Source organism: Altererythrobacter sp. H2, from assembly GCF_035319885.1.
Classification (GTDB): Bacteria; Pseudomonadota; Alphaproteobacteria; order Sphingomonadales; family Sphingomonadaceae; genus 34-65-8.
In genome coordinates this window covers 411,801-437,809 of record NZ_CP141285.1, presented here as the reverse complement: position 1 = coordinate 437,809, position 26,009 = coordinate 411,801, and the positions used below count along the sequence as shown (strand labels likewise).

The 26,009-nt window shown below is 65.1% G+C and carries 21 protein-coding genes; 8 read left to right on the top strand and 13 right to left on the bottom strand.

Features of this window, described 5'->3' with window-relative positions; translation table 11 throughout:
• Window positions 1–171 precede the first annotated feature (171 nt).
• The 4 genes from gltB to U4960_RS02155 all read left to right on the top strand — a co-directional run bounded on the left by gltB (window position 172) and on the right by U4960_RS02155 (window position 8,684).
• Complete coding sequence (gltB, locus tag U4960_RS02170; protein WP_324261977.1) at window positions 172–4,824, top strand: glutamate synthase large subunit; 4,653 nt, start codon at window positions 172–174, stop codon at window positions 4,822–4,824.
• Between the two features lie 11 nt (window positions 4,825–4,835).
• A complete protein-coding gene (locus U4960_RS02165) occupies window positions 4,836–6,272 on the top strand; it encodes a glutamate synthase subunit beta (RefSeq protein ID WP_324261976.1) in 1,437 nt (478 codons plus the stop codon).
• A 162-nt stretch (window positions 6,273–6,434) separates the two neighbouring features.
• Window positions 6,435–7,739, top strand: a complete 1,305-nt coding sequence (locus U4960_RS02160; protein WP_324261975.1) for a carbohydrate porin — start codon at window positions 6,435–6,437, stop codon at window positions 7,737–7,739.
• 57 nt (window positions 7,740–7,796) lie between these two features.
• Window positions 7,797–8,684 carry an LOG family protein gene (locus U4960_RS02155; RefSeq protein WP_324261974.1) on the top strand — a complete coding sequence of 296 codons (888 nt, stop codon included), beginning with the start codon at window positions 7,797–7,799 and terminating at the stop codon, window positions 8,682–8,684.
• A gap of 3 nt (window positions 8,685–8,687) precedes the next feature.
• On the opposite strand, the gene thiD is transcribed toward U4960_RS02155, so the two are convergent.
• From thiD to glmM, 3 genes are all read right to left on the bottom strand, one after another.
• A complete protein-coding gene (gene thiD, locus U4960_RS02150) occupies window positions 8,688–9,503 on the bottom strand; it encodes a bifunctional hydroxymethylpyrimidine kinase/phosphomethylpyrimidine kinase (RefSeq protein ID WP_324261973.1) in 816 nt (271 codons plus the stop codon).
• 195 nt (window positions 9,504–9,698) lie between these two features.
• Window positions 9,699–9,923, bottom strand: a complete 225-nt coding sequence (locus tag U4960_RS02145) for a DUF1272 domain-containing protein (protein ID WP_324261972.1) — start codon at window positions 9,921–9,923, stop codon at window positions 9,699–9,701.
• Window positions 9,923–11,260 carry a phosphoglucosamine mutase gene (gene glmM, locus U4960_RS02140; RefSeq protein ID WP_324261971.1) on the bottom strand — a complete coding sequence of 446 codons (1,338 nt, stop codon included), beginning with the start codon at window positions 11,258–11,260 and terminating at the stop codon, window positions 9,923–9,925. The genes U4960_RS02145 and glmM overlap by 1 nt, the downstream gene beginning before the upstream one ends.
• Before the next feature lie 100 nt (window positions 11,261–11,360).
• Between glmM and U4960_RS02135 the strand changes: the two genes are divergently transcribed.
• A complete protein-coding gene (locus U4960_RS02135; RefSeq protein ID WP_324261970.1) occupies window positions 11,361–12,629 on the top strand; it encodes a dicarboxylate/amino acid:cation symporter in 1,269 nt (422 codons plus the stop codon).
• A gap of 58 nt (window positions 12,630–12,687) precedes the next feature.
• On the top strand, window positions 12,688–13,299 hold the full coding sequence (locus U4960_RS02130; RefSeq protein WP_324261969.1) for a superoxide dismutase: 612 nt from the start codon (window positions 12,688–12,690) through the stop codon (window positions 13,297–13,299).
• A 98-nt stretch (window positions 13,300–13,397) separates the two neighbouring features.
• Here U4960_RS02130 and U4960_RS02125 read toward each other — a convergent pair whose 3' ends face one another.
• Both U4960_RS02125 and U4960_RS02120 read right to left on the bottom strand, forming a co-directional pair.
• Window positions 13,398–14,009 (bottom strand): sigma-70 family RNA polymerase sigma factor, encoded by a 612-nt coding sequence (locus U4960_RS02125; protein WP_324261968.1) that lies wholly within the window; start codon window positions 14,007–14,009, stop codon window positions 13,398–13,400.
• Complete coding sequence (locus U4960_RS02120; RefSeq protein WP_324261967.1) at window positions 14,009–14,215, bottom strand: NepR family anti-sigma factor; 207 nt, start codon at window positions 14,213–14,215, stop codon at window positions 14,009–14,011. The genes U4960_RS02125 and U4960_RS02120 overlap by 1 nt, the downstream gene beginning before the upstream one ends.
• A 273-nt stretch (window positions 14,216–14,488) precedes the next feature.
• Between U4960_RS02120 and U4960_RS02115 the strand changes: the two genes are divergently transcribed.
• Window positions 14,489–16,039 carry a CHASE domain-containing protein gene (locus U4960_RS02115; RefSeq protein WP_324261966.1) on the top strand — a complete coding sequence of 517 codons (1,551 nt, stop codon included), beginning with the start codon at window positions 14,489–14,491 and terminating at the stop codon, window positions 16,037–16,039.
• Between the two features lie 97 nt (window positions 16,040–16,136).
• Here U4960_RS02115 and U4960_RS02110 read toward each other — a convergent pair whose 3' ends face one another.
• Complete coding sequence (locus tag U4960_RS02110) at window positions 16,137–16,928, bottom strand: response regulator (RefSeq protein ID WP_324261965.1); 792 nt, start codon at window positions 16,926–16,928, stop codon at window positions 16,137–16,139.
• Window positions 16,929–17,177: 249 nt separating this feature from the next.
• Entirely contained in the window at window positions 17,178–18,356 is a 1,179-nt protein-coding gene (locus U4960_RS02105; RefSeq protein WP_324261964.1) for an N-acetyltransferase, read from the bottom strand.
• A gap of 141 nt (window positions 18,357–18,497) precedes the next feature.
• On the opposite strand from U4960_RS02105, the gene U4960_RS02100 reads away from it, so the two are divergent.
• Window positions 18,498–19,589, top strand: coding sequence for a fatty acid desaturase family protein (locus tag U4960_RS02100; RefSeq protein ID WP_416379090.1), 1,092 nt, complete (start codon window positions 18,498–18,500; stop codon window positions 19,587–19,589).
• Between the two features lie 4 nt (window positions 19,590–19,593).
• Here U4960_RS02100 and U4960_RS02095 read toward each other — a convergent pair whose 3' ends face one another.
• The 6 genes from U4960_RS02095 to U4960_RS02070 form a co-directional block, all read right to left on the bottom strand.
• Window positions 19,594–20,115, bottom strand: a complete 522-nt coding sequence (locus U4960_RS02095; RefSeq protein ID WP_324261962.1) for a GNAT family N-acetyltransferase — start codon at window positions 20,113–20,115, stop codon at window positions 19,594–19,596.
• Entirely contained in the window at window positions 20,112–21,209 is a 1,098-nt protein-coding gene (lptG, locus tag U4960_RS02090; RefSeq protein ID WP_324261961.1) for an LPS export ABC transporter permease LptG, read from the bottom strand. The genes U4960_RS02095 and lptG overlap by 4 nt, the downstream gene beginning before the upstream one ends.
• 14 nt (window positions 21,210–21,223) lie before the next feature.
• Window positions 21,224–22,453: an LptF/LptG family permease gene (locus tag U4960_RS02085; protein WP_324261960.1), complete on the bottom strand. Its 1,230-nt coding sequence runs from the start codon at window positions 22,451–22,453 to the stop codon at window positions 21,224–21,226.
• Between the two features lie 122 nt (window positions 22,454–22,575).
• Window positions 22,576–22,953 carry an ATP-dependent Clp protease adapter ClpS gene (clpS, locus tag U4960_RS02080; RefSeq protein ID WP_324261959.1) on the bottom strand — a complete coding sequence of 126 codons (378 nt, stop codon included), beginning with the start codon at window positions 22,951–22,953 and terminating at the stop codon, window positions 22,576–22,578.
• Window positions 22,954–23,104: 151 nt separating this feature from the next.
• The gene (locus U4960_RS02075; RefSeq protein ID WP_324261958.1) at window positions 23,105–23,899 is read right to left on the bottom strand and encodes a phasin family protein; all 795 of its coding nucleotides are present in this window, start codon (window positions 23,897–23,899) and stop codon (window positions 23,105–23,107) included.
• A gap of 122 nt (window positions 23,900–24,021) precedes the next feature.
• Entirely contained in the window at window positions 24,022–25,881 is a 1,860-nt protein-coding gene (locus U4960_RS02070) for a PHA/PHB synthase family protein (protein ID WP_324261957.1), read from the bottom strand.
• Window positions 25,882–26,009: the final 128 nt, after the last annotated feature.

Genomic DNA, 26,009 nt, shown 5'->3' with positions numbered 1-26,009 from the left:
TGGCTAACCCGCCAAAGAAACCCTTCGCAGTTGCAAAAATCATTTCGTGTCGCCATGTGGCGTGCCCGCACGTAGTTTGCTGCGCTGCGCGGCATGGTGTAGCGCGCTTCATTGCCCGCAGCGGCCCTCGTGCCGCCTGGCCGGGCACCGGACATGATGGGATGGTTTCGCATGGGACAATTTGCGCCCCAAGGACTGTACGACCCCGCAAACGAGCATGACGCATGCGGCGTCGGCATGGTCGCGCATATCCGGGGCGTGAAATCGCACGCGATTGTGTCGAGCGCGCTGGAAATCCTCGCCAACCTTGACCACCGCGGGGCCGTGGGAGCCGACCCTCTGCTGGGCGACGGCGCCGGCATCCTGCTCCAGATTCCCGATCCGCTGTTCCGCGCATGGGCTGCCGATGCAGGGCACGACCTGCCGCCGGCCGGTGACTATGCCGTGGCCCAGTGCTTCCTGCCGCAGGACGAAGTGGCCCGGGGCTTCGTGACCGAGCAGCTCGAAAAGTTCGTCGCCAAGGAAGGCCAGCGCCTGGTCGGCTGGCGCGATGTCCCGACCACACTCGACGGGCTCGGCAAGGCAGTCATCGCCTCCATGCCGGTCATGCGCCAGTGCGTGGTGGCGCGCGGCAGCAACTGCGCCGACCAGGACGCCTTCGAGCGCAAGCTGATCGTGATCCGCAAGCAGACGCTCAACCCGCTGGCCAAGCTGGCGGAAAAGCACGGCCTGCCGGACCTGACCAGCACCTACATTCCCAGCTTCTCCAGCCGCACCATCGTGTACAAGGGATTGCTGCTGGCGACGCAGGTGGGCTCGTTCTACGACGACCTGCGCAACCCTGCCTGCGTTTCGGCGCTCGGCCTGGTGCACCAGCGCTTCAGCACCAACACCTTTCCCAGCTGGCGGCTGGCCCACCCCTATCGCTTCATGGCGCACAACGGGGAAATCAACACCGTCCGCGGCAACGTCAACTGGATGAACGCCCGCCGCCGGACGATGGAATCGGAGCTGCTCGGCGCGGATCTCGACAAGATGTGGCCGCTGATCCCGCATGGCCAGTCGGACACGGCCTGTCTCGACAACGCGCTCGAGCTGCTGCTGGCGGGCGGCTACAGCCTGGCCCACGCAATGATGATGCTGATGCCTGAAGCATGGGCCAAGAACCCGCTGATGGAGCCGGAGCGGCGCGCCTTCTACGAATACCATGCCGCTCTGATGGAGCCGTGGGACGGCCCGGCCGCGGTATGCTTCACCGACGGGCGCCAGATCGGCGCCACGCTGGATCGCAACGGCCTGCGCCCGGCGCGTTACTGCACCACGAAGGACGATCTGATCTGTCTTTCCTCCGAAAGCGGTGTGCTGCCGTTTGCAGAAGCCGACATCACCCGCAAGTGGCGCCTGCAGCCGGGCAAGATGCTGCTGATCGACCTGGAGCAGGGCCGGATCATCGAGGATGCCGAGCTCAAGGCAGGGCTGGCGGCAGAGCATCCCTATCATGACTGGCTCGCCCGCACCCAGTACAAGCTGGAGGACCTCGACACGGTCGAGCCGGAGCAGACGCCCGAGGCCCTGGCACCGGCGGATGCCGCAGCCAGCCTGCTCGACCGCCAGCAGGCGTTTGGCTACACCCAGGAAGACATCAGCCGCTTCCTCGAACCGATGGCGCTCCAGGGTGACGACCCCATCGGCTCGATGGGCACCGACACGCCGATTGCGGTCCTCTCCGGTCGCAGCCGCCTGCTCTACGACTATTTCAAGCAGAACTTCGCCCAGGTGACCAACCCGCCAATCGACCCGATCCGCGAGGAACTGGTCATGAGCCTGCTGTCGATGATCGGCCCGCGCCCCAACCTGCTGGGGCGTGACGCCGGCACCCACAAGCGGCTCGAGGTCAGCCAGCCGATCCTGACCAATGAGGATCTGGCCAAGATCCGCTCGGTCGAGGCGGCACTGGACGGTGCCTTCCGCACCGATACGATCGATATCACCTGGGACGCGGCCACCGGGGCCGAGGGCCTCGAACTGGCGCTCAAGGAAATGTGCTGGGCCGCGACCGAGGCGGTACTGCAGGACAAGAACATCCTGATCCTGTCCGACCGGGCCCAATCGCCTGACCGCATCCCGATGCCGGCCGCGCTGGCCACTGCCGCCGTCCATCATCACCTCGTCCGCCAGGGCCTGCGGATGCAGACCGGGCTGGTGGTGGAGACGGGCGAGGCGCGCGAAGTGCATCACTTCTGCGTGCTGGCCGGTTACGGGGCGGAAGCGATCAATCCCTATCTCGCCTTCGAGACGATGGAAGACCTGCGCGCGCGCAAGTATCCCGAGATGGACCCCGCCAAGGTCGAGGCCAATTACGTCAAGGCAATCGGCAAGGGCATTCTCAAGGTCATGTCCAAGATGGGCATTTCGACCTACCAGTCCTACTGCGGGGCGCAGATCTTCGACGCGGTCGGGCTGTCATCGGCGTTCGTCGACCGGTATTTCACCGGCACCGCGACCACCATCGAGGGCATTGGCCTGGCTGAAGTGGCAGAGGAAACCGTCCGCCGCCATGCCCTCGCATACGGCGATGACCCGCTCTATGCCGGAATGCTCGATACCGGCGGCATCTACCAGTTCCGCCTGCGGGGCGAGGAACACGCCTGGACCCCGGCCAATGTAGCCCAGCTCCAGCACGCCGTGCGCGGCAACGATCCGAGGAACTACGCCGAGTTCGCCGCCTCGATCAACGAGCAGTCCGAGCGCCTGCTGACGATCCGCGGGCTGATGGAGCTGAAGAAGGCTGACCAGCCGCTGCCGATCGATGAAGTCGAACCGGCCGCCGAAATCGTCAAGCGCTTCGCCACCGGGGCCATGAGCCTGGGCTCGATCAGTCATGAAGCGCACTCGACCATGGCAATCGCGATGAACCGCATCGGCGGGCGCTCCAACACCGGCGAAGGGGGCGAGGAACCGTTCCGCTTTGCGCCGATGGACAACGGCGATTCGATGCGCAGCCGGATCAAGCAGGTCGCCAGCGGCCGGTTTGGTGTGACCACCGAATACCTGGTCAATTCGGACGATATCCAGATCAAGATGGCCCAGGGCGCAAAGCCCGGCGAAGGCGGACAGCTGCCCGGCCACAAGGTCGACAAGCGGATCGGCGCAGTGCGCCATTCGACCCCCGGCGTCGGCCTGATCAGCCCTCCGCCGCACCATGACATCTATTCGATCGAGGATCTGGCCCAGCTGATCCACGACCTGAAGAACGTGAACCCGGTCGCGCGCATCTCCGTCAAGCTGGTGAGCGAAGTCGGGGTGGGCACGGTTGCTGCAGGCGTCAGCAAGTGCAAGGCCGACCATGTCACCATTTCCGGATACGAAGGCGGCACGGGCGCAAGCCCGCTGACCAGCCTGACCCATGCCGGTTCTCCGTGGGAAATCGGCCTTGCCGAAACCCAGCAGACCCTGCTGCTCAACGATCTGCGCAGCCGCATTGCGGTGCAGGTGGACGGCGGTCTGCGCACCGGACGCGACGTCGCGATTGGCGCGCTGCTCGGGGCTGACGAGTTCGGCTTTGCCACCGCCCCGCTGATCGCCGCCGGGTGCATCATGATGCGCAAGTGCCACCTCAACACCTGCCCGGTCGGCGTGGCAACGCAGGACCCGGTTCTGCGCGCCCGCTTCACCGGCCAGCCGGAACACGTGGTCAACTACATGTTCTTCGTGGCCGAGGAACTGCGCGCCATCATGGCCGAGATGGGCTTCCGCACCGTGGAGGAGATGATCGGCCGGGTCGACCGGATCGACATGCGCCGGGTCGAACGCCACTGGAAGGCGCACGGGATCGATCTGTCGCGCCTGCTCCACACGGTCGAACTGGGTGCCGACAAGGCGCTCCATCATGTCGGGGAGCAGGATCACGGGCTCGATACCGTGCTTGACCGGGACCTGATCGAGGCCTGCCGTCCCGCGCTGGAAAGCGGCCAGCCGGTCGAGATTGCGCGCGCGGTTCGCAACGTCAACCGCACGGTCGGCACCATGCTGTCGGGCGAAGTCGCCCGGCGCCACGGCCATGCCGGGCTTGCGCCCGATACGATCCGAGTCAAGCTGACCGGGGTGGCCGGGCAAAGCTTCGGCGCATGGCTGGCTCACGGCGTGACGCTTGATCTGACCGGCGATGCCAACGACTATGTCGGCAAAGGCCTGTCGGGCGGGCGGATCATCGTGCGTGCTCCTGCCAGCACCAGCCGCACCGCGACTGACAACATCATCGTCGGCAACACCGTGCTCTACGGCGCAATCGCGGGCGAGGCCTACTTCAACGGCGTGGCCGGAGAACGGTTCGCCGTGCGCAATTCGGGTGCCATTGCGGTGGTCGAAGGCACCGGCGATCACGGCTGCGAATACATGACCGGCGGGGTCGTGGTGGTGCTCGGCGCTACAGGCCGCAACTTCGCTGCCGGGATGAGCGGCGGGATTGCCTATGTCTACGATCCCGATGGTCGGTTCGGTTCGCTGTGCAACTTGGCCCAGGTCGATCTGGAACCGGTCACCACGAGCATCGACGCGGATGAGGGCACCGGGCGGCCCAAGCAGCGCGGCACGTCGGTCAACGATTTCGGCATGGGCGACATGCTGCGCCACGACGCCGAACGCCTGCGCATCCTGATGGAGCGGCATAAACTCCACACCGGTTCGCAGCGGGCCACCGAGCTGCTGGAAAACTGGGACGAGGCGCTTCGCCACTTCGTGAAGGTCATGCCGCGCGACTATGCCAATGCGTTGCGCACGCTCGAGGCCGAACGCCTCGAAGCGGCAAGCGTGGCGGCGGAATAAGGGTCAGGACAATGGGCAAGGAAACCGGATTTCTCGAACTCGACCGGTCCGACCGGACCTATCTCGACCCGGCCGAGCGGCTGAAGAACTACAAGGAGTTCGTCGTCCCGCTGCCGGCCGAAAAGCTGGCTGCACAGGCCAGCCGCTGCATGAATTGCGGCATTCCCTACTGCCACAACGGCTGCCCGGTGAACAACCTGATCCCCGACTGGAACCACCTGGTCTACGAAGGGGACTGGAAGAACGCACTGGACGTGCTGCACAGCACCAACAACTTCCCCGAATTCACTGGCCGGGTCTGCCCGGCCCCGTGCGAAGCGAGCTGCACGCTCAACATCGTTGACCAGCCGGTCACGATCAAGAGCATCGAGTGCGCCATCGTCGATCGTGGATGGCAGGAAGGCTGGATCAAGCCGCAGGTGCCGCACAAGCAGACCGGCAAATGCGTCGCCGTGGTCGGATCGGGTCCGGCCGGGCTGGCCTGTGCGCAGCAGCTGGCGCGGGCAGGCCATGCCGTGACCGTGTTCGAAAAGAACGACCGGATCGGCGGCCTGCTGCGTTACGGAATCCCCGATTTCAAGATGGAAAAGCAGCTGATCAACCGGCGCTGCGTGCAGATGGAAGCCGAAGGGGTGACCTTCAAGACCAGTGCCGAAGTCGGGGTCGAGGTCAGCTTCAAGGCGCTGCGGGAAAACTTTGACGCGGTGGTCCTCGCCGGTGGGGCCGAGGAGCCCCGGATGCTCGACATCCCCGGCGGCGAGCTGCCCGGAGTGCGGCTGGCGATGGAGTTCCTCACCCAGCAGAACAAGCGCGTGGCAGGCGATGACGAAGTGCGCGCGGCCCCGCGCGGCTCGCTGACCGCCACTGGCAAGCACGTGATCGTGATCGGCGGCGGTGACACCGGCAGCGACTGCGTCGGCACGTCCAACCGGCAAGGCGCGGCCTCGGTCACGCAGCTCGAAATCATGCCCCGCCCGCCGGAGAAGGAAGACAAGGCGCTGACCTGGCCGGACTGGCCCCTGAAGCTGCGCACCTCCTCCAGCCACGAGGAAGGGGTGGAGCGAGACTGGTCGGTTCTGGCCAAGCGGGTCATCGGCGAAGGTGATCAGGTCACCGGGCTCGAATGCGTGCGGGTGGAATGGGTCGGCGGCCAGATGCAGGAAGTGCCCGGCAGCGCCTTCGTGCTCCAGGCCGACCTGATCCTGCTGGCAATGGGCTTTACCGGCCCGCGCAAACGCGGACTGCTCGACCGGGCCGGGGTGGCGCTTGATGCGCGCGGCAATGTCGCAGCCAATACCCAGGATTACGCCACCAGCGAAGCAGCCGTGTTCGCCTGTGGCGACATGCGGCGGGGCCAGAGCCTGGTCGTCTGGGCGATTCGCGAAGGCCGCCAGGCCGCCCGGTCTGTCGATCTGGCTCTGATGGGTGCGACCACCCTGCCGCGCTGACCTGTGGGGCGGGGATTGGCAGAACCTTGCCAAACCCGCCGTTTGCGGCGATGAGTTGCAGCGGGCGCAAGTGGACAGGCGCCCGCCACAACAGAGCGAAGCGCAAATCGGGAGAGAACCGGGCAGCGGCCTGATCGCACCGCGGTACCGTCATCGGATCGCATGACCATCACAGCCATTTCTTCGCGCGCCTCGCGCCGCCTGCCTCTTTTGCGCACCATATCCTTTGTGGCTGCGCTGTTCAGTCTGACTGTCGCCATGCCAGCAGCAGCGCAGGATCAGTCCGCTCCGCCGGATGCCATCTCGTCGCCCGGCCCGCAGCAAACCCCTGCCCCGGCTGCCCTGCCGCCCCAGCCAGCGAAACCGGCAACGGCGCGGCCTGACGCCGTCAGGGTGGTGTGGTCGCAGTTTCTCGACATTCCGGTGTCGGGCGATGCCGATTCGACCCTGCGCCATGGCGGAAAGGTCGATGTCTATATCGACATTGCGGGCAGCACGTTCGGGATCGACGATTCGATCACCTTCCACCTCCACCCCGAATTCAAGTACGGAGAGAGCGCCAATGGCACGATCGGCCTGATCCCCAGCAACACCCAGCTGTTCTATCCGGGCGAAGGCGACGCGTTCGATCTCAACGTCAATGTCACCAAGAAGTGGAAAAGCGGCGCAACGCTGACGGTGGGCAAGGTCAACGTGCTTGATCTGGCTGCCTTTTTGCCGGTCGTTGGCGGCGGCGGGCACGAAGGGTTCCAGAACCTTTCGATGGCGCTGCCCCCGACCGCGATCGTTCCGGGCTCGATCACCGGTGCGCTGCTGCAAGTGCCGACAAAGAAGGCGCTTTACCGGCTGTGGGTGTTCGATCCGGTTTCGTCCTCGCGCCGCAGCGGGCTGGAAGATCCCTTTTCGCAAGGTGTGGCGTTCCTCAGCTCGGTCACGCTGCCGGTCAAGATCGGGGGCAAGCGCGGATACTATGCGCTCAAGCTGGCCGGATCGACGCGGCGGTCGATCGCCGACGACGCGCTGCCGCCGGTGCTGATCCCCGCCCCGGGCAGCGGCTTTGCCGAGCGGCGCGGCGAGTTCAGCGCGGTCCTCGCCATGTACCAGAACCTGGTCGAATACGCGGAACATCCGGGCAAGGGCTGGGGCGTTTTCGGGCAGGTCTATCTCTCGCGCGGCGACCCGACCTTTCTCGATCGCAGTGCCTTTATCGGCGTAGCGGGCAACCCGCGCGCGCGGCCGGATGACCGCTTCGGCATCGCCTGGTTCCGCTATTCGCTGACGGACCGGCTGGTGCGGGTACTGGCAAACCGGGTCGCGCTGGAAGACGAGGAAGGGCTGGAGGCGTTCTACACCGTGCAGGTGGCACAGCCCGTCCGCCTGACCGCCAGCGTGCAGGTGATCGACAGTGCAGTTGCGGTGCGCAATACCGGGGTAATCGCCGGGCTGCGGCTGACAACGCGGTTCTGAGGCAGGCCGGTCCCACGGCACTTGCCCGCTGCTGGCGTCGCGCCTATCGCAGGCCAAATGACTGAAGAAGAAAAGAAGCAGCACGATCTTGCCGGGCGCAAGTTCTACCCGGCCGAAGAAGAGGCCGAATTCTCCAAGGCAGCGCCGGAAAAAACCCCCCAGACCGAGCACCAGGCCTACCGGCTGGCCTTCCAGGACCGCGATTTCCTGCTGCGCGAGGAACTGCGCCCGGTCCGTTTCCAGCTCGAACTGCTCAAACCCGAAATGCTGCTCGACGAAGCCGGCGTCGGCTCGACCCTGGTGATGTACGGCTCGGCCCGGATCCCCTCGCCCGAGGCGGCCGAGGCCTCGCTCGCCATGGCGAAGGACCTGCCGGAGCGCGAACGCCGCGTGGTCGAAAACCTTGCCGCCAAGGCCAAGTACTACGACGAAGCCTACAAGCTGGCCCGGATGGTCAGCGAAAAGGCGATCATCGAGAAGGGCCAGCGCCAGTTCGTGATCTGCTCGGGCGGTGGTCCCTCGATCATGGAAGCGGCCAACCGCGGTGCCAGCGACGCCTCGGCCGAGAGCATCGGGCTCAACATCGTGCTGCCGCACGAGCAAGCACCCAACCGCTATGTCACCCCGTCGCTGAGTTTCCAGTTCCACTATTTCGCGCTGCGCAAGATGCACTTCCTGCTGCGTGCGCGCGCGGTGGCCGTGTTCCCCGGCGGGTTCGGCACGCTGGACGAGTTTCTCGAACTGCTGACCCTGATCCAGACCGGCAAGATGAAGCCCATCCCGGTGATGCTGTTCGGCAAGGAGTTCTGGACCCGGGTGATCGATTTCGAGGCACTGGCCGACGAAGGCACGATCAACCACAAGGACCTGGAGCTGTTCCAGTGGTGCGAAACGGCCGAAGACGCCTGGTGTCACATCGCCGAGTTCTACGAACTGGACTGCTGAACCCTAGCGTCTGACCGCCTGGTGCCCGAGCGGGCCATTGCCTGCGCCGAAGCCGGGGGCTGCCTCGATCGCGCGGAGCACGAATTGCCGCGCCAGCCTGACCGCCTGGTCGAGCGGCTGACCGTGGCCGATCAGGGTCGCGATGGCCGATGACAGGGTGCAGCCGGTGCCGTGGGTGTGGCGCGTCTCGATCCGGGCGTGTTCGTAGAAGACGGGCGTGCCATCGGGGGCGACCAGCAGGTCGATGATCCGCGCGTCTTCGGTATGGCCGCCCTTGGCAAGCACGTGGCAGCCGTATTGCGCCGCCAGCTCGGCTGCCCCTTCCTGCATCAGCGCGGTGGTGCGCAGGGTCCGCCCGCACAGGTGTTCCAGTTCCGGCAGGTTGGGGGTAATCACAGTTGCCAGCGGGAACAGATGCGCCTTAAGCGCCGCAATCGCGTCCGGCGCGATCAGCACCGCGCCGGAAGTGGCGACCATGACCGGGTCGAGCACCACCGGCCCGGCCAGCGCCGCCTCACCGGTCAGGCACCCGGCCACAGCGGTGATGATCTGGACATCGTGCAGCATGCCGATCTTGATCGCGTCGACCCCGATGTCGCTGGCGCAGGAGGAAATCTGGGCCGCCACCACATCTGCCGAGAGCGGGGCGATGGCCTGCACCCCGACCGTGTTCTGCGCGGTGACGGTGGTCACGGCGGTCATGGCATAGCCGCCCAGCATGGCGATGGTCTTGATATCCGCCTGGATACCCGCGCCGCCGGACGAGTCCGAACCGGCGATGGAGAGAATGCGTGGAGGAGGAGGAGGGGTGGTGCTCATGGCAAGCCCCTTAGCAAGCCCGCGCTCAGGCAGGGACGGCTTTTTGCAGGGCAGACGGGATGGCGGCTTTTGGTGATCGGGGAGTGGGATCGTATTGGCGCGAGGTGGGCACAGACATAGCCCTCTTCCCTTGCAGGAGAGAAGCATCGAGCGCTCCGGGGTTCTCCAACCAGATGCCCGCTTTTAGCGTATCCTCTACCCCTTGAACCTGCGCTCCGTGCCCGGGGGGAACTTCGCGTGCAACGCCCTGGCCCGGGCCGGGCGGTCCATCAGTTCACCGCCGCAATTGGGGCAGCGGTCGTCGAGGGCGTCGGCGCATTCGGCGCAGAAGGTGCACTCGAACGAGCAGATGAACGCGCCCGGTGCCTCGGCCGGCAGGTCCGTGCCGCAGCGCTCGCAATCGGGCCGCATCTCCAGCATCAGACGGCCTTTTCCACCTCGGCGCAGATCCGCACCACCACGGCATCAACCTGGGCCGGATCATCGCCTTCGGCCATGACCCGGATCAGCGGCTCGGTTCCGGACGCGCGGATCACCAGGCGCCCCTTGCCCGCCAGCTCTCCCTCGGCGTCGGCAATACAGGCCTTCACCGCAGCGTTCTCCAGCGGTGAGGCACCGGCATAGCGCACATTGCGCAGCAGCTGGGGCACCCGGTCAAACACATGGCACAGCTCGCTGGCGCGCTTTTCCGAGCGGACCAGACCGGCCAGCACCCGCAGCGCGGCCACGGTGCCGTCACCGGTGGTGCCATGGTCGAGCAGGATCATATGGCCTGACTGCTCGCCGCCGACATTGAACCCGCCTTCGCGCATCCGCTCCAGCACATAGCGGTCACCCACCTTGGTCCGCTCCAGCGTCAGCCCGATGGTGCCAAGGTACCGTTCCAGCCCGAGGTTGGACATGACGGTCGAGACTACCCCGCCGCCGCGCAGGGTGCCGCGCTCCAGCATCCGGGTGGCAATCAGGGCCATGATCTGGTCGCCGTCGACTTCCTGCCCTTTCTCGTCGATCACGATCAGCCGGTCGGCATCGCCATCGAGCGCAATGCCGATGTCCGCCCCTTCTGCGACCACTTTGGCCTTGATCGCGTCAAGGGCAGTCGAACCGACCCCGTCGTTGATGTTGGTGCCGTTAGGGGTGACGCCCAGGGTGATCACGTCTGCCCCAAGTTCCCAGATGGCGGAGGGCGCGACCTGATAGGCGGCACCGTTGGCGCAATCGACCACCACCTTCAGCCCGTCGAGCCGGATGTCGTTTGCAACCGACTGCTTGACGGCGTGAATGTAGCGTCCGCGCGAATCCTCGATCCGGCGGGCGCGGCCGATGGCATCGGACGAGGCGAGCGGGACATCGCTTTCGATCAGCGCCTCGATCGCCAGCTCGTCATCATCCGACAGCTTGAAGCCATCGGGGCCGAACAGTTTGATCCCGTTGTCCTGGTACTTGTTGTGGCTGGCGGAGATCATCACCCCCATGTCAGCCCGCATCTCGCGGGTAAGCAGGGCAATCGCCGGGGTCGGCAGCGGGCCGGTCATGATCACGTCCATGCCCACGCTGGTGAAACCCGCCACCAGCGCGCTTTCCATCATGTAGCCCGACAGGCGCGTGTCCTTGCCGATCACCACCCGGTGGCGATGGTCGCCCCGGCGGAAATGCGCGCCCGCCGCCTGCCCGACCTTCATCGCCATCGCGGCGGTCATTGCGCCGCGGTTGGTCTGCCCGCGAATACCATCGGTGCCGAAGAACTTGCGTCCCATAGATCTGATTTTCCGTTTGCTGCTTGGGGCCTGGCGCCCATGCGGTTATTGGCAACGGGCTTCTGGCGCGGAACGGCGGCAAAGGGAAGGGCAAGCAGGCGTGGATGAAGGCAAAGTGGGTGGGGCGAAAGCCGAAACCAGCGAACTGATCGCGATTCGTCTGCCCGTCTGGTGGACCTTCGGCGGGTTGATGGCGGGCCTGGCACTGGGCTGGATCCTGTCCGACAGCGCGCTGCTGGCCAGCGTGCTCCCGGTCACCGACGTGGTCGGCAAGCTGTGGCTGCGCGCCCTGCAGATGACCATCATTCCGCTGGTCGCCGCCCTGCTGGTGATGGGCATTGCCAAGCTGGTGCTGGCCGCCAGTGCCGGCGCGGTGGCGCGCCGGATGCTGCTGCTGGTATTTTCCATCCTGGTGCTGAGCGGGCTTTCCACCGCGCTGCTGATGCCGCTGCTGCTGGCCGCCTTCCCGGCCCCGCAGGCGGCGCAAGCCCTGCTCGATACCGGCAGCGTGGGCGCCCAGCAAGTGCCGGGCCTGGCGGACTTCGTCACCTCCCTGATCGCACCCAACGTGATTGCAGCCGCGGCCGAGACCGCAATGCTGCCGCTGACCATCTTCTTCGCGCTGTTCGCCGTGGCCGTGGCCCGCCTGCCCGAGGCCCAGCGCGAGACCCTGCTCGCCCTGTTCCGGGCGCTGGCCAATGCCATGCTGACCCTGATCGGCTGGGTGCTGTGGCTGGCCCCGGTCGGGGTGTTCGCCCTGGGCATCGGGGTGGCAGCCAAGGCGGGGGGCGGCGCTTTTGCCACTTTCCTGCACTATATCCTGACCGTCACGGCAATGGGTACGGTGGTGCTGCTCGGCGGCTATCTGCTGGCCTGGATCGGCGGGCGCATCTCCCCGCTGGCCTTCGGCCGGGCCATGATCCCGGCCCAGGCCGTGGCCCTCTCGACCCAGAGCTCGCTCGCCAGCCTGCCCGCCATGCTCGCCAGCGCCAAGCGGCTCGGCCTGCGCGACAGCACGGCCGACTTCGCCCTGCCACTGGCGGTCGCCATCTTCCGCGCCACCAGCCCGGCGATGAACATGGCAGTGGCGATTTACATTGCGGTGCTGGCGGGGGTCGAGCTGACTCCAACCGTGCTGCTGGCGGGGATCGCGGTCGCCTTTGTCATCAGCGTCGGCTCGGTCAGCTTGCCCGGATCGATCAGCTTCGTCATCTCGATCGGCCCGATCGCGATTGCCATGGGGGTGCCGGTCGAGCCGCTGGCGCTGCTGGTGGCGGTGGAAATGCTGCCCGACATCATGCGCACCCTCGGCAATGTGACCATGAACGTGGCCGTCGCCTCGTCCGTCGAGCGCGCGCGCAGCGATTGACCTGCAACCGAAACGCTCGCAGGGTATTATCAAACAAACCCCTCAAACAGGAGCTGACATGCCTTTCTCCCTGATCGACCTGCCCTATGCCGCTGACGCCCTGGAACCTGCCATTTCGGCAGAGACGTTCTCGTATCACCACGGCAAGCATCACCAGGCCTATATCGACAAGACCAACGCCGCGATTGAAGGCACCGACCTTGCCGGCAAGTCGCTCGAAGAGGTGATCGTGGCCGCCCGCGGCAGCAACCAGGGACTGTTCAACAATGCCGCACAGAGCTGGAACCACGGCTTCTTCTGGCATTCGCTGTCACCCGAAAGTGGCACCCCGTCGGACGAGCTGGCCGCGATGATCGACAGCGCGTTCGGATCGCACGATGCGCTCGCCAAGCAACTGGCTGACCGGGGCGTCGGCCACTTCGCCAGCGGCTGGGTATGGCTGGCGGAAAAGGACGGCGCACTGTCGATCGAGGAAACCCATGATGGTGACACGCTGGCAGACATCGGGTTCAACCCGCTGCTGGTGATCGACCTGTGGGAACACGCCTACTACCTCGACCACCAGAACAAGCGCCCAGCCTATCTCGACGCGGTTATCGGCGGGAAGCTCAACTGGGCCTTCGCGTCGGAGAACCTCGCGCGCGGGACAGCCTGGACCTATCCGGCCTGAGTCGGCACCGCCCTCGGCCGCCGTCAAGGCGGCCCGAGGGCAAGCCGCCGGAACGAGCGGCCTGTCCCGACTTCTGGGGTCAGGCCGCTAGAGACGCTTCAGGAAAGAGCTGCCGCCGGTTTGGGCCGGGTCAGCCGTTCCAGTTCGTGGAGGATGGCAGCATGGGCATTCTCGGCCGGCTCGCCATCTCCATCGGGCATCTGGCCGTCATCAAGCATGGCAGTGAGCGCGGCGCGGGCACGGCCCACCCGGCTCTTGATCGTGCCCACCGGGCATTCGCAGATCTGCGCCGCTTCTTCGTAACTGAAGCCGCCAGCCCCGACCAGCAGGAGCGCTTCGCGCCGTTCATCGGGCAGCGACATCAGCGCGCGCCGCATGTCTGACAGATGGAGCGGTTCTTCCTGCGTGGCGGACGTCACCAGGATGCGCTCTGCCTGCACTTCATCGTATTCGCCGCGAAAGCGGTTGCGGCGCATCTCGGTCAGGTAGGCATTGCGCAGAATGACGAAAGTCCAGGCGCGCATGGAGGTGCCGGGTTCGAACCGGTCCTGCGCCGCCCAGGCTTTCAGCATGGTTTCCTGCACCAGATCGTCAGCCATGTCCGGCCTGCCGCACAGGCCCCGCGCAAAAGCGCGCAGGTGGGGAATCACTTCCCCCAATTCGCGCTTGAAGGCCGCCCTGTCGGCCTGGGTCAGGTCATGAACGGCCATCAGGCGCCTCGATCAAGCTTGTCGAGCAGGTCCCGGAAACTGTCGGGGAGGGGCTCTTCGACGACCGAATCATAGAGCTTGCGCAGGCCATCCGCCCATTCAGGGCCTTCCTTTGCCTTCGTCCGCGGCGGTGAATCCCGCCCTGAGTTGCCCGCTCCGATCATACCGGGATGAGGCTTGCCATTACTGAAATTCTGCGTTGCCATTATTGTTACCAGATGCTGTCTGTGCCGTACGATGCGACCGAACTGGCCGACCGGCTGATTTACTAGGTTGCATGGGGAACGATGTCGACCGGACATGGTTCCCACTCTCGACGGGCCTGAGTTACTGTTACGGGGAAGATGTTGACTGCAACGCCAGACAGCAATCGCGAAAGCGGATCGCGGCGGGGCGGAATTCAGCGTTGGCTGACCGATTTTCCCAGGGCCGTCCCGCTTGCTGTCTTACTGCTGGTTCTGGCAATTACGCTCCTGAGCGTGTTTGCCATCGAAGCCGGGGAGCGCGAACGCAGCATGGCCGAGCTGCGCAAGGAAGCGCAGGCCATCGGTTCGGCGATCGAGCGGCGGGGCGATGGCGCGGCGGCCTATCTGCGCGCGGGCGCGGCGCTGTTTGTCGTCCATGGCGACCTGAGCCGCGAGGAATTTGGCGCCTTCGTCGACGAACTGCGGATCAACAGCCAGTATCTGGGCGCAGAGGGCATCGGCTGGGCGCGAGGCATCACGCGGATGCAGATTGATGCATTCGAAACTGCCTTGAGCGAGGAGTTGGGCACCCCCTTGCGGGTCACGCCGCGCCCTCTGCTCGGCGGCAACCGGATCGTTCCGATAACCTACCTTCACCCCAATACCGAGCGGAACCAGCGGGCGCTGGGGTTCGACATGTATTCCGAATCGGCGCGGCGCGCGGCCATGGATGAGGCGGAGCGGAGCGTCCGTCCTACTGCAACCGGGCGGGTCGTGCTCGTCCAGGAAGGGCGAAGCGACCAACCCGGCTTTCTGATCTACATGCCGGTTTTCGAGGGTCTTGGCCCCACACGGCGGCTCAAGGGCTTTATCTTCAGTCCTTTCAACGCCGGCGACTTCCTTACGTCAACAATCCAGCTGCCCCCTGACTACGGCCAGAGGATCAGCCTCTATGACGGTGCTCCCGACGAGGAGAACCTTCTCGCGCAGATGGGCAGCACGGCGGCCGGTGGCATTTCGGTGTCCCAGCCGGTGAATTTCTCCAACCACCAGATGATCCTGCAGCTGGAATCGTCCGGGGGTGCCGGGCTGTCGAACATGGGTGTGCTGACGCTGGCGTTCGGGCTCCTGGTAGCCAGCCTGATGCTGGCCCTGCTCAGGCTGCTCACGCGCCAGGCCAATGAAGACCGGGCCGCCCTCGAATGGTTGCAGGAACAGGATTCCATCCGGGAGTCGCTGACGCGCGAGCTCAACCATCGCGTCAAGAATACCTTGGCCAATGTTCTGTCGATCATTGCCCTGACACGGAACCGGACCGATCGGGTCGACGAGTTTGCGGACGGGCTGGATGGCCGGATCCGCGCATTGTCGGCCACCCATGACCTGCTCACCCGGTCCGAATGGGGAACCACGCCATTGCGCGACGTGGTCGAGGCGGAACTGGCGCCCTATCTCGCTCAGGATGACCGGATCATCGAACTCAGTGGTCCGCCGGTCCAGCTGGCCCCGAACGACGCGCTGTCGTTCGGCCTGGCCGTGCACGAGCTTGGCACAAATGCCGGGCGCTATGGGGCCCTCAGCGTGCACGGCGGAAATGTCACGGTTCACTGGGACCTGGTCAGCGACAAGCTTGTCCGGGTAACCTGGCAGGAACACGGCGGACCGCCGGTCAAGCCGGAGCGGCAGCGCGGTTTCGGGCTTCATCTCATCGAGCGCATCGTGGCCCATGAACTGGGCCAGCCAGTTGAAATCGAATTCGCAGCGGACGGCGTCCGTTGCGTCATGCTGATTCCGGTGCGCAAGCCGAGCGACTTCGCACTGCGGGCCCGTTACCGGACGCAGTAAGGCTCTTGTCGCCGACCTAACGGGAGAGGCCGGGAACCAAAGCTCCCGGCCTCCCCGAGAACCAGTCCAGCCCTTGCCAGACCTGCAGGCTCAGCCCCTACAGCGGCCGAATGGAATTGAAGAACAATGCCTGGCTGATGGCCGCACGCACGGTTGCTTCGCGAAACGGCTTGGTGACCAGATAGGTCGGCTCAGGCCGATCCCCGGTCAGCAGCCGTTCGGGATAGGCAGTGATGAAGATGACCGGCACGCTGGTGGTGGCGAGAATGTCGTCCACTGCATCAAGCCCGCTCGACCCATCGGCCAGCTGGATGTCCGCCAGCACCAGGCCAGGGGTGGTCCGTGCAAAGACCGACTGGGCCTGGGTCCGGGTGGCAGCCGTGCCGCACACTTCATGGCCCAGTGCTGCCACCAGGTCCTCCAGCTGCATTGCAATCAGCGGCTCGTCCTCGATGATCAGCACGGTCGTCGCGCTTTCCCGATCGATGTCGGAGACGGCTTCCCGCACCAGCCGCGCTACCTCGTCTTCGTCCAGATCGAGAATCTCGGCGGTTTCGGCATTGGAGAAATCTTCGAGCGTCGTCAGCAGCAGCGCCTGACGGGCCAACGGGGTTACCGCGAGAAGGCGTTCCTGGACGGCGCCCTCGTGCATCCCGGCGGGCTCGCTGCTCCCGACCGCTTCCAGCCGCGCACCTGACCAGATCTTGTTGAACGCCCGATAGAGCGCCACCCGACCATCTGCGAAGGAGGCTTTCAGGTCAGGATCGGCCAACGCGGCTTCGAGTACCTGCCGGACGAAGGCATCGCCTGTTTCCTGCGAGCCGGTGAGAGCGCGCGCATAGCGGCGCAAAAACGGAAGATTTGCGGCAACCTGGTCTCCGAGCGGCATGTAGTCCCTTCCCTCCATCGGAAATGCATAATGACTGTTTGCGCGTGCAACGCACTGGCTGCGGGGAAGTTCCCGGCAGGCTCGAAATCTGAACGAGAGGGAAAAATCACGAAAATTTGCGGCACAGCGGGAACGCTTCGCGCAGCCGGGCTTTTATTCCATGTCACCGTCGAGACCCCCCCTCCCGTCCAAGCGGCGGTGACAATATCCAGAAGGCCTCCGCCCCCAAAAAGGGTGGAGGCCTTTTTTTCACAGCGCCTCAGCGATCTTACTCGCGAGCTTTCGCTCGAAAATCACATATTCGCGGTTGACCTTGCTCTGGATGGCGTCGGCAATCGCCACCATGCCCTGATTGTCTTCAAGGACCCAGCCCACCTCGCCCCGGGTTGTGCCGTAGGTGACATGTGCGGTGTGGCGGATCCGGTTGATCATCATGAAGGCAAGCTGGCTGGCGAGCCGCGAATTATGCAGATCGCGCATCACGCCCATCAGCGGCACCCGCATCCCCGATCCCCTGGGGAACCGCAGCCATCGCAGCATGCTGACCCAGCCGAAGGGGAACAGCTTCCCGTCAATCTTCTGCAGCACACCATTCACGTCGGGAAAGGTGAGCATGAATGCGACCGGCCTGCCGTCGAGCTCGGCAATCATGTTGAGATCCTCGCGGATCAGGGGCCGCAACTTCTTGCCCGCATAGGCGATTTCTGCGGGTGTGAAGGGCACGAAGCCCCAGTTGTTCGACCAGGCATCGTTGAGAATGCCGAGGACCGTTTCGACCTCCTCTTGCCAGCGGGACTTGTCGACGTGCCGCACCCGGATGCGCGGGTTCCGTTCCCCGGAGGCAACGATCCGTGCGATGAGCGGGGGGAATTCCTTTGTCACGTCGAGATCATAGGTCAGCAGGCGCTTGGCGGGCTTGAACCCCGCGCTTTCGATCCACCCGTGGTAACTGGCCGGATGATGACCCATCATGATCATCGGAGCATGGTCCTGCCCGCGCACCAGCAGACCCGGTTCCTCCCAGATCGACAGCGAAATCGGCCCCAGCACCCGGGTCATGCCTTGCGCCCGCAGCCATTCGCTCGCCCGGGCGAGCAGGGCGTGAGCCACGGCCTCGTCTTCGGCATCGAAGTAGCCGAACATGCCGGTGCCGGGCCCGAAACCCTGCTCGGCCGGCATGGCCAGGGCCATTTCGTCAATGTGGGCCGAGATCCGCCCGACTGCCCGCCCCCCGCGCTCAGCCAGGAACAGCTGCACCCGTGCGTGGCCGAAAAACGGGTTGCGGTCAGGGTCCAGCAACTCCAGCTGCTCCGATCGCAGCTGGGGCACAGCGTTGGGCAGTTCCGCCGCAAACCGGCGGCCGAGATCGACGAAAGCGGCTCTCCCGGCCTTGCCGGATAGGGGGCGGATACCTATTTCCACGGTCACGGACTTGTCCTGTACAGCTCTGCCCCGGACCTGTGCGTCCGTTTTGCGCCAAGTCAAGCAAGCGAGGCGATTACTGTGTCAGTGAGGACTCGTTTGTCCTCGCCTGTGATTTTGCGGTAAGGCGGCACGACGGGAAATGCCATGACCATGCAACAGACCCTTGATCCTGCCCTTGCGGCACCGGAACCTGCGCACGGCGCGGGCAAGTTGGCGGCCATTGCTGACGACAAGGCGATGCTGCGCGCCGCCCGCGACCTTACCCGGGACATCGCCGAGGCCAGGCCCGGGATCTACTGGCCCGACATGGTCGGTTCCGCGCTGCTGGGCTACGGCGCACTGGCAGGTGCCATACTGGTGGAGAGCGTTCCGCTGGCCGTCGCACTTGGTCTGGTGTCGGCGCTGGCGCTCTACCGGGCCTTGCTGTTCATTCACGAACTCACCCATATCCACCGCGATGCACTGCCCGGGTTCCGGCTGGGCTGGAACCTGATGGTCGGGGTGCCGATGCTGATGCCCTCCTTCATGTACGAGGGAGTGCACACCCTGCACCACAAGCGCACCCAATATGGCACGGTCGAGGATCCGGAATACCTCCCGCTGGCATTGATGAAGCCGTGGAGCCTGCCGCTGTTCGTCCTCATCGCGCTGCTGGCGCCGATCGGTCTGCTGATCCGGTTCGGCCTGCTGGTACCCCTGGGCGCATTGATTCCGCCGCTGCGCACGATGGTGTGGGAGCGGGCATCCTCATTGTCGATCAATCCCGATTTCCGCCGCAAGCCGCCCGAAGGCGCCTTTCGCCGCCAGGTTCTGTGGCAGGAGGCCGCTGGCGCGGTCTGGGCAGTAGCGCTGCTCGCAAGCCCCGCGCTGGTTGGCTGGAAGCCGTTGCTGGTGGCGCTGGCCGTGCTCTCGCTGACGGCCGTGCTCAACCAGCTCCGTACCCTGGTGGCCCACCTGTGGGAGAACGAAGGCGAAGCCATGACGGTAACGGCGCAGTTCCTCGATTCGGTCAACGTACCGCCCCCCGGGCTGGCGGCGGAAATCTGGGCACCGGTGGGCCTGCGCTATCATGCGCTCCATCACCTGATGCCGAGCATGCCGTACCACGCGCTGCCTGAGGCACATCGCAGGCTGAAGCGCGAACTCGGCGCCGGCTCCACCTATGACGGGGCCAATCATCCCGGCATGGTGCATCTGGTCAGCCGGATTGCCCGCAGCACGATGCGGGCGCGCTAGGCGTTCAACCGAGAAAGCGGATCATTACGCAGCGCCGGTCGGCAGGCAGGCCGTGCCCGGATTCGGCCGCCAGTTGACCTGCCAGTCGCGGATGGGCGTCCAGTGCAGTGACCTCCTCGAACCCCAGGCGGGCATAGAACGGCGCGTTCCAGGGAACGTCGCGAAACGTGGTAAGGGTGACTGCCCGGAAGCCGCAATTGACAGCGTCGATCAGGCAGGCGCGGAGCAAGCCGGACCCAATCCCCTGCTGCTGGAAGTCGGGATCGACGTTGAATTCCCGGATGTGCAGTTCCCGGCCGAACGGCTCATTGGCCAGCCAGCCTGCCATCCTGTCATCGACATGGGCGACGAGGCAGTGCCCCTTGCGGATCAGGCGTTGCAGCTGCTCCACCGGCACAGTGTGCTGGCCCGCTATGTCCGCAAGACCTTCAACCGCCTGGAACAGCCTGCCGGCGCGCGCTTCGATGGCAGGCATCAGGGCTGCATCTTCTGGCCGGGCGAGCCGCAAGTGCCAGTCGGCGCTCACTCTTCGGTCCGAACCAGCACGGTTTCCCCGATCAGCAGGAACAGGAAGAAGGGCGCCCACGCCGCGAGGAGCGGAGGATAACCCCCGAAGCTGCCCATCGCCAGAGCGGCGTTGTCGACCACGAAGTAGGCAAAGCCCAGCGCCATCGCGATGAGCGCGCGGACGAACAACTGGCCCGAACGCGCCAGCCCGAAAGCCGCCACCGCCCCAAGCAGGGGCATCAGCATGGCAGACAGCGGGCCAGCCAGCTTGTGCCACCACTTTGCCTCGAGCTCGCTGGTCCGGCGGCCCACGCGCTCATAGGCCTCGATCGATTCCCGCAATGCGAAGAATCCCTGTGCATCGGGATCGACGCTGTCGAGCTCGATCTGTTCGATCGTCAAGCCTTCTCCCACCACGATCCGCTCGACCCGGTCGGTACGGGCGGCCGCTACGTCGAAGCGTTCCGCCCCGACCAGCTCCCAGCCCGGAGCAGCATACGTCGCCCGCGGAGCGCGGAACTGCTCGGTCAGCGTACCGGCGGCGGTGCGGCGATAGAACGTCACGTCCTGCAGGGCCATTGTCTCGCCTGAGCCGGTCATCGTTGCCGCACTGAGCACGTCATTGCCGTCGGCGAAATAGACATTGCTGCGGGCGCCCACCTCTTGCGGAACCGGGCCGAACTGAGCGCCTTCCCAGGCCTTCAGGGTGGCGGTGGCGCGCGTGACCACCCGTTCGTTGAAGGCGAAACTGGCCAGGGAAACAGCCGCGGCGGCAAGGAACAAAGGAGCAAGTACCTGATGCGCCGACATTCCGGCCGCCTTCATCGCCACGATCTCGCTGTTTTGGTTGAGCGCGAGCAGGGTGATGACCGTGGCCAGAAGAACCGAGTAAGGCAGGAACCGCGCGATCAGCTGCGGCACCCGCAAGGAGACATAGCGCCACAGCTCGGCCTGGCCATTGCCCTCGACCGCCATGATCTTGCCGCTCGTGCCGAGCAGGTCGAGCATCATCAGCACCAGCACCAGCAGGGCCAGCATGGCCATGATCCGCAACACGAACAGGCGCGCCAGGTAGAGCGTCAGCGTGCGAGAGGGAAAGAAATCCAGCTGCATGTCCGTGGTGCGCCTTATTCCGCCGGAGCCAGGCGAGAGCCAGCGCGAGCCCTGCGCCGGAACAGCGTCTTGAGCCGCTTGCCCAGCTTGGCGAACCACACCTCGAGCGCGCCGATGGCCTGCCCGCCGGGCACATGAGCAACGCGGTAGTACATCCACACGATGAGGGCCGCGAACAGCAGCATCGGCACCCACAAGGCGATCACCGGATCGACCCGCCCGAGCGCGGCGACATCCTCCGCATACTGGTTCACCTTGTGATAGGAGACGACCATCACGATCGAGACGAACACTCCGAGCGCACTGCTCGACCGCTTGGGCGGGATCGCCAGCGCCACTGCCAGCAGTGGCATCAGCGCCATCATCACCACTTCCACCAGCCGGAAATTGAAGCTGGCCTGGCTCGCCGCGCGCTTGTCAGGCGTGACCTCCGCGCTCCAGCCCACCCGCAGGAGTTCGGGCAGGATATATTCGCGTTCGACATCGCCCCGGGCGCGGAATTCCTCGATCCGCGGCAAGTCTATTGGCAGGTCGTGCCGGCTGAAGCTGAGCACCCGGGGCGTTGTGCCCTCGCCCCCGGTATCCTGCACGATGGTACCTTCGGTGAGGCGCAGGATGATCGTGTCCGGGCTGTCCGAGGTCGCCAGGAAGCTGCCCTCGCGCGCGGAGATGGACAGCACCTGCCCCTTGCTGTTGGCAACGCGGGCGAAGATGCCCTGCAGGCGGCGGCCATCATCCTCGCTCGCATCGATCCGCAGCGCCATCCGGTCCTTCAGGGTGGTGAATTCACCCACCTTGATCGACGCTCCCAAGGCGCCGGACCGAAGCTCGTAATCGAGCTGCTCGTAATAGTAGCGGCTGACCGGCTGGACGAAGAACACCAGCGCCACATTGACCAGCATCAGCACGGCCGTGATTGCATAGGGCACCCGAAGCAGTCGGCCGTATCCCAGCCCCACCGCCCGCAACACGTCCAGCTCGCTGCTGGTGGCGAGCTTGCGGAAGGCGAGCAGGATGCCGAGCAGCAGGCCGAGCGGGATCGCCAGGCTGGCATATTCGGGCACCAGCGCGCCGAGCATTTTGAACACCACGCCGATCGGGCCGCCTTCGACGGCGACGAAGTCGAACAGACGCAGCATCTTGTCGAGTGTCAGCAAGGAGGCGGCCAGCGCGAACACGCCGAGCATCGGCAAAAGCACGAGGCGGAAGATGTAGCGGTCTATCTTGGGAATGAATTCGAACACGCGGGGCCCGGCCAGTCCTTTGCTGAAGCGCCTGCCCTAGCGCGAAAAATCGGCCCGGTCATGCCCTGTCATGGTTTTCGAACGGTGTGGCCCGGCGAATCCGCCTGACCAGCGAAGGGCGATCAGGCCTTTTCCAGCGTGCACTGGAGCGGATGCTGGTTCTGGCGGGCGAAATCCATCACCTGGTTCACCTTGGTTTCGGCCACTTCATAAGGGAAGATGCCGCACACGCCGACGCCGCGCTGGTGCACGTGCAGCATGACCCGGGTTGCCTGTTCCAGATCCATCCGGAAGAAACGCTTGAGCACCAGCACCACGAACTCCATCGGGGTGTAATCGTCATTCAGCATCAGCACTTTGTACTGGCTGGGCTTTTTCGACTTGGCCTTGGCCTTGGTGGCAACGCCGGTCTGCCCGTCTCCAGGCACCTCTCCGTCACGTTCGTCGGCGGCGCGGACGGGCGCGGCGGCTGTGTCGGCGAGGTTCGGGGTTCGGATCATGGCAGGGCCAATATCGTAAGCAAGCAGGCGACCGCAAGATGCCTGGTGCGAAAGAAAAGGCCGGACTGCCCCGAAAGGCAATCCGGCCCGTTAGGCTGAACCCGGGCAAGGGAGAGGAGAGACGCCCGGGTTCGCTGAACTCTTGCGAGGATCAGGCCGCCTTGCGGACCTTTTCCATCGCCACCGCAGCGCGGCTCGAAATCGGCGCGAAAGTGTCGTTGGCGAGCTTGACCCAGGCTTCCGTGGTCTTCGACAGCTGCGCCACGGCAGCGTCGAAGTTGCGGCTGGCGATCTTGCCCTGGAGTTGGACGAAGTCGGTCGGCGACTTGACGGCAGTCATTTCCTTGACGTCGGCGGTCAGCACTTCGACTGCTGCCTTGGCGTCTTCGAACTGAGTCTTGGCCATGGTCTGAACGCCCGAAGCGAGGATTTTGCCCGATTCGACGACGGCTTCGAGGTTGCCCTTGCTGAACTCGCCCATTTCGGCGGCCAGCACGGTGCTCTTCTCGTAGGCGGCCTTGGCGCGTTCCTGGGCGGTGGCGAGGCCTTCCTTGACCTGGGCGGTGTAGTCAGCGGCGGTAGTCTTGGCTTTGGTCATGATGGTGTCCTTCAGTTCAGTGGCCTTGACGGCCGCGACCGGGCGCTTGGGCGCAGTGGTCTTGGGAGTTGCGATCTTGGCGGCGACCCGGGCAGGGGCCTTCTTGGGCGCGGGCTGCTTGACGGCGGCCTTACGGGCCGCGACCTTTTTCGGTGCCGCCTTCTTGGCGACGGCAACCTTGGCCTCGGCCTTCGGAGCGGCCGCAGCCTTCTCTGCCACGACCGGCGCGGCGGAAGCAGCAGGAGTCACGTCTGCAGCAGCAGGCGCGGTGTCAGCCTTCTTGGCAGCCGCTTCGGCATAGGCCTTTTCGGCAGCTGCATCGATCTTGCTTTCGGGCTTGGTGGCCATCGTGCGGGTATCCTGTGCTCTGCGGGCCGAAGCCCTTTATGTTGCAGTGCACAAAATAGTCGTTCGCAAGCCCAAGTCAAGGGTTTTTTGTGCAGTGCACAATAATCCGGATTGCCTCAGAATTACCGGGTCTTGACGTAGCGCCCAGGCGCATCCTCGATCACGCTGTCACCCTTGCCGCCCGGCACCCGCTTGCCCTTGGCAGCCACGGTTGTCCCGTCCAGGTTGCACAGCCAGGCAAGCCAATTGGGCCACCAGCTGCCCGGATGCTCGGTCGCGCCCGCCACGAATTCCTTGAGCGACCCGGCTTTGCTGTCGCCGGTCCAGTACTGGTACTTGCCCGCTGCGGGCGGGTTGACCACACCCGCGATGTGGCCTGACCCGGCCAGCAGGAACGTGACGTCGCCACTGAAATGCTCGGTAATCCGCCACACGCTTTCAGCGGGCGCAATATGGTCTTCCTTGCCAGCCTGGACATAGCTCGGCGTCTCGACCAGCCCGAGGTCGATCGGCGTGCCATCCGCGCTCATGGCATCAGGCTTGACCAGCTTGTTGTCGCGGTAGAGATCGCGCAGGTAGGCCAGATGCCAGCGCGCGGGCAGGTTGGTGACATCCCCGTTCCAGTGAAGCAGGTCGAACGCCGGATAATCCTCCCCCAGCAGGTAGTTGTTGACGACATAGTTCCAGATCAGGTCCTTGCCGCGCAAGGAATTGAAGGTCGCTGCCAGGAACCGCCCGTCGAGATAGCCGTCCGGCGAGAGCGAGCCGATCAGCTCCATCTGCTTGTCGTCGATGAAATTGAGCAGCTCGCCCGCCCGCTCGAAATCGACCTGGGCGGTGAAGAACGTGGCCGAGCGGACTTTCTCCGCCTCGCCCCGCCGCGCCAGAATAGCCAGGGTTGCCGCCAGCGTCGTGCCTGCCACGCAATAGCCGATTGCGTGGACTGCGGGCACGTCGAGCCGGGCGCGGACAAAGTCGATCGTTTCGATCTGGGCCCGGATGTAATCATCCCATTCCACGTCAGCCAGGCTCGCATCGGCCGATTTCCAGCTGACCACGAACACGCTCACACCCTGATCGACCGCCCACTTGATGAAGCTCTTCTTGGGCGTCAGGTCGAGAATGTAGAACCGGTTGATCCACGGCGGGAAGATCACCAGCGGGGTCGCCAGAACCTTGTCGGTGGTGGGTGTGTACTGGATAAGCTGGAAGAGCCGCGTCTCGTGCACCACCTTGCCCGGCGTGGCAGCCAGGTTTTCGCCCAGCGTAAACGCTTCGGCATCGGTGTGGGTCAGTTGCCCGCGCCTGAGATCGTTGATCAGGTGGCCCAGCCCCTTGACCAGGTTCTGCCCGCCGGTCTCGATCGTGCGCTTGAGCACCACGGGATTGGTGGCAAGGAAATTGTCCGGGCTCATGGCATCGACCAGCGCCTGAGTGGCAAACCGCAGCTGCGCCTTGCCCTCGTCCGGCACGCCGTCGACATCTCTGGCCGCCTTGACCAGATAATCAGCCACCATCAGGTAAGTCTGATGCAGCAGGGTGTATGCGGGGTGCCCGGTCCAGGCCGGGTCAGCGAAGCGGCGATCCTTGCGCGGCAGACTGGCGGCCGGTTCACTCTTGCCCAGCATGGAGCCGAGCACACCCTGCCACAGATCCATCCCGTCCTGCACGAGCTGCTGCATGGCTTCCGGCTGGAAAGGTGCAGCCTTGGCCCAGCCCTGAGTCATCAGCAGGAACTGCGCCGGATCGAGCGGATTGGGCACGCCGGTGCCATCCATCCCCTTTTCCGCAAGGAACGACAGCCACATCGACTGGAGCTGCCCCGCCACGCCCAGCCACGCGGATTGATCACCCTGCCCGTCTTGCCCGGACGCTGCGGCGCCGGCGTCCGGGCCTGTCAGTCCGACACCGGCAAACATTTCCCGCATGGCTTCGCCCTGCATGTCAAACAGGGCACCGAAGGGGTCCTGACGTCCGGCCATCTGCGAAGCTCCCAAGTCCTGCACCAAGCGGCAATGCCATGGGGCAATAGCGAAAATCGCTTTCCTCTGCGACCGCTATTCTCCTAGGATTCGTATGCATCGTGCGGTAGCGCGCCGTGCAGCGGCTC